General features: G+C 67.7%; 4 protein-coding genes. All 4 read left to right on the top strand.

Translation table 11 applies throughout. The features are described 5' to 3' along the window. Nucleotides 1–144: 144 nt before the first annotated feature. The 4 genes from ACFV5N_RS25420 to ACFV5N_RS25435 are packed head-to-tail and all read left to right on the top strand — an operon-like array spanning nucleotide 145 to nucleotide 4,135. Nucleotides 145–1,074 (top strand): ABC transporter permease, encoded by a 930-nt coding sequence (locus ACFV5N_RS25420; protein ID WP_385604166.1) that lies wholly within the window; start codon nucleotides 145–147, stop codon nucleotides 1,072–1,074. Next, nucleotides 1,067–2,029, top strand: a complete 963-nt coding sequence (locus tag ACFV5N_RS25425) for an ABC transporter permease (protein WP_030737437.1) — start codon at nucleotides 1,067–1,069, stop codon at nucleotides 2,027–2,029. Before ACFV5N_RS25420 ends, ACFV5N_RS25425 begins: the two co-directional genes overlap by 8 nt. A 14-nt stretch (nucleotides 2,030–2,043) precedes the next feature. Further along, on the top strand, nucleotides 2,044–3,087 hold the full coding sequence (locus ACFV5N_RS25430) for an ABC transporter ATP-binding protein (protein WP_385604169.1): 1,044 nt from the start codon (nucleotides 2,044–2,046) through the stop codon (nucleotides 3,085–3,087). After that, complete coding sequence (locus ACFV5N_RS25435; protein WP_385604172.1) at nucleotides 3,080–4,135, top strand: ABC transporter ATP-binding protein; 1,056 nt, start codon at nucleotides 3,080–3,082, stop codon at nucleotides 4,133–4,135. The genes ACFV5N_RS25430 and ACFV5N_RS25435 overlap by 8 nt, the downstream gene beginning before the upstream one ends. Nucleotides 4,136–4,199 lie beyond the last annotated feature (64 nt).

Here is a 4,199-nt window from a genome sequence, read left to right on the forward strand (position 1 = left end):
ACCCCTATTATCAAAACCACATTTATGGGGGCCTTTTTTTTTTTTTAATACCCATAATTTTTCCCCGGGGGGGGCTTGGGGGGGGGGGGGGCCGTCCCGCCCCCGGCCGCCCCCCCGGGCCCTGCCGACTGACATGGAGGAACGATGGGGCGCTACGTCGCGCGGCGACTGCTCCAGATGATCCCGGTGTTCGTGGGGGCGACCTTCATCATCTTCATGATGATGTACGCCCTGCCGGGTGACCCGATAGCCGCACTGTGGGGCGAGCGTGCCCCCGACCCGGCTCAGATGGCCCAGATGAAGAAGGAACTGGGCCTGGACCTGCCGATCATGCAGCAGTACTGGAACTACCTCATCGGGGTCTTCCAGGGTGATTTCGGCGTCCAGATCGCCAGCAGACGCCCGGTCATGGATGTGATCGGTGACGCGCTCCCCGCCACCCTCAGACTCACCCTGATGGCGTTCGTCTTCACGGCCGTCGTCGGCATCGCCATGGGCCTGATCGCCGGTCTGCGGGCCGGCAAGAAGACCGACAGCGGCATCCTCTTCGTCACCCTGCTGCTGATCTCGGTCCCCAGCTTCGTGCTCGGTTACCTGGTGCAGACCTACTTCGGTGTGAAGCTCGGCTGGATCACCCCCTCCGTGCAGGACTCGGAGAACTGGGGCGAACTGCTGCTGCCCGCGATGGTGCTCGCCGCGCTCTCCCTCGCCTATGTCGCGCGGCTGACGCGGACCTCGGTCGCCGAGAACCGGCGCTCCGACTACATGCGCACCGCCCGGGCCAAGGGCCTCACCCAGCGCCGCGCGGTCGGCGTCCATCTGATGCGCAACTCCATGATCCCGGTGGTCACCTTCCTGGGCGTGGACCTCGGCAACCTGATGACCGGTGCGATCGTCACCGAGGGCATCTTCAACGTGAACGGCATCGGCCGGGCGGTCTTCCGGGCGCTCAACACCCGCGAGGGCTCCACGGTCGTCGGCATCGTGACCTTCATGATCGTCGTCTATCTCGTTGTCTCCCTGCTCGTCGACCTGCTCTACGCGGTCCTGGACCCGAGGATTCGCTATGCCTGAGGCTCCTGACACCACGGCGACCACCAAGGGCGGCGAGACGGTCAAGACCCCCGACGGGGTGCTGGTCGCCGAGGCCGGCCCGCCGCCGGGCAGGCCGAGCAGCCTGTGGTCGGACGCCTGGCGCGATCTGCGGCGCAAGCCCAAGTTCGTGATCCCGGCGATCATCATCCTGTTCCTGCTGTTCGTCGCGGCGTTCCCCTCGGTGTTCACCTCCGAGACCCCGCGGCTGGGCGACCTGACCCAGCACTACCTGCAGAAGCCGGAACTGACCCACTTCTTCCAGCCCGACTGGTTCGGTTACGACCAGCAGGGCCGCAGCATCTACGCCCGCGTGGTGTACGGCACGCGGGCCTCGGTGATCATCGGTATCTCGGTGACCGCGCTGGTGCTGGTGGCCGGCGGGCTCATCGGCATGCTGGCCGGCTACTTCGGCGGCTGGATCGACGCGGTGCTCTCCCGGGTCACCGACACCTTCATGGGCATCCCCTTCATGCTGGGCGCCATGGTCGTGCTGGTCTCCTTCAACGCCCGCACCGAGTGGGTGGTGATCCTGGCCCTGGCCTTCCTGGGCTGGACCACCGTGGCCCGGGTGATGCGCGGTTCGGTGATCACCATCAAGCAGGCCGACTACGTGCAGGCCGCCCGTTCGCTGGGCGCCGGTACCGGCCGGATCCTGCTGCGGCACATCCTGCCGAACGCCGCGGCCCCGGTGATCGTGGTGGCCATGGTGGCGCTGGGCGGGTACATCACCGCCGAGGCCACGCTCTCGTACCTGGGCATCGGTCTGTCCGACCCGGCGATCTCCTGGGGCGGGGACATCAACTCCGCCCGGGACCAGATCCGGGTGGCCGAGCACATCCTGATCTTCCCCTCGATCGCGCTGAGCGTGACCATCCTGTCCTTCCTGATGTTGGGTGACGCCGTGCGCGATGCCCTCGATCCCAAGCTGCGCTGAGGGAGTTGACGCGCGTGTCGATCGAACCGGTCGAAATCACCCCGGCGGACGCCCCCGGCGTACCGCTGCTGGAGGTCCGTGACCTCCATGTGGAGTTCCACACCCGGGAGGGCGCGGCCCACGCAGTGAACGGCGTGAGCTACACCGTGGACGCCGGCGAGACGCTGGCCGTGCTCGGTGAGTCCGGCTCCGGCAAGTCGGTGACCGCCCAGACCATCATGGGCATCCTCGACATGCCGCCCGGCAAGGTCACCGGCGGGGAGATCCTGTTCCGGGGCCAGGACATGCTCAAGATGTCCGAGGCCCAGCGCCGGAAGATCCGCGGCAACCAGATCGCCATGATCTTCCAGGACGCCCTGTCGTCCCTGAACCCGGTGCTGTCGGTGGGCTTCCAGCTGGGCGAGATGTTCCGGGTGCACCGGGGCGCCTCGCGCAAGGAGGCCAAGGCCAAGGCCATCGAGCTGATGGACCGGGTGCGGATCCCGGCCGCCAAGGAGCGGGTGAACGACTACCCGCACCAGTTCTCCGGCGGTATGCGCCAGCGCATCATGATCGCGATGGCGCTGGCCCTCGAACCCGATGTGATCATCGCGGACGAGCCGACCACCGCTCTGGACGTCACCGTCCAGGCGCAGGTCATGGACCTGCTGGCCGAGCTCCAGCGCGAGCACAACATGGGGCTGATCCTCATCACCCACGACCTGGGGGTCGTCGCGGACGTCGCCGACAAGATCGCGGTGATGTACGCGGGCCGGATCGTGGAGAACGCCCCGGTGCACGAGCTGTACAAGCGGCCGGCGCACCCGTACGCCAAGGGCCTGCTGGAGTCCATACCGCGCCTGGACCTCAAGGGCCAGGAGCTGTACGCGATCTCCGGTCTGCCGCCGAGCCTGACCGCCGTGCCGTCCGGCTGCGCCTTCAACCCGCGCTGCCCGATGGCCACCGACCAGTGCCGTACGGAGGTTCCTCCGCTGGTGCAGGTCACCGAGCGGGACGGGACCCCGATCACCGGGCGGTCCAGCGCCTGCCACCTGTGGAAGGAGACGATCCATGGCTGACCTCGGCAAGAGCGCGGGCGACCGCGAGCCGATCCTGGAAGTGCGCAACCTCGTCAAGCACTTCCCGCTCACCCAGGGCATCCTCTTCAAGAAGCAGATCGGCGCGGTCAAGGCCGTCGACGACATCTCCTTCTCCCTGTACCGGGGCGAGACGCTGGGAATCGTCGGCGAGTCGGGCTGCGGCAAGTCCACCGTGGCCAAGCTGCTGATGAACCTGGAGAAGCCGACCTCCGGCGAGATCTTCTACAAGGGCGAGGACATCAGCAAGCTGTCCGGGCGCGCGCTGAAGGCGGTGCGGCGGAACATCCAGATGGTGTTCCAGGACCCGTACACCTCGCTCAACCCCCGGATGACGGTCGGTGACATCATCGGCGAGCCGTTCGAGATCCACCCCGAGGTGGCCCCCAAGGGCGACCGGCGCCGCAAGGTGCAGGAACTGCTGGAGGTCGTGGGGCTCAACCCGGAGTACATCAACCGGTACGCCCACCAGTTCTCCGGCGGGCAGCGGCAGCGGATCGGGATCGCCCGCGGTCTGGCGCTGAACCCGGAGATCATCGTGTGCGACGAGCCGGTCTCGGCGCTGGATGTGTCGGTGCAGGCGCAGGTCATCAACCTGATGGACAAGCTCCAGAAGGAATTCGAGCTGTCGTACCTGTTCATCGCGCACGACCTGTCGATCGTGCGGCACATCTCCGACCGGGTCGGGGTGATGTACCTGGGGAAGATGGCGGAGATCGGGAGCGACACCGAGATCTACGACCACCCGACCCACCCGTACACCCAGGCGCTGCTGTCGGCGGTGCCGCAGGCCGATCCGGAGGGCCGGGAGACGCGGGAGCGGATCATCCTCACCGGGGACGTGCCCTCGCCGGCGAACCCGCCGTCGGGCTGCCGGTTCCGGACCCGCTGCTGGAAGGCGCAGGACCGGTGCGCGGAGGAGGTGCCGCTGCTGGCGGTGCCGGAGCGGTTCCGCGACTCGGGTGGCGGAGCGGCGCACGCCTCGGCGTGCCACTTCGCGGAGGAGAAGGACGTGGTGGGCGCCTCGTGACGTTGTCACCGCGCTGACCAGCGATAACGGCCACGGCCGCCGGGCATCTGGGATGTCCGGCGGC

Origin of the sequence: Streptomyces sp. NPDC059853 (assembly GCF_042731495.1) — a bacterium.
In the GTDB taxonomy this organism is placed as follows: Bacteria; Actinomycetota; Actinomycetes; order Streptomycetales; family Streptomycetaceae; genus Streptomyces.

Excerpts from the sequence above, each read along its gene's own strand:
- ACFV5N_RS25420 (WP_385604166.1), top strand. The coding sequence starts at position 145 with ATGGGGCGCTACGTCGCGCGGCGACTGCTCCAGATGATCCCGGTGTTC.
- ACFV5N_RS25425 (WP_030737437.1), top strand. The coding sequence starts at position 1,067 with ATGCCTGAGGCTCCTGACACCACGGCGACCACCAAGGGCGGCGAGACG.
- ACFV5N_RS25435 (WP_385604172.1), top strand. The coding sequence starts at position 3,080 with ATGGCTGACCTCGGCAAGAGCGCGGGCGACCGCGAGCCGATCCTGGAA.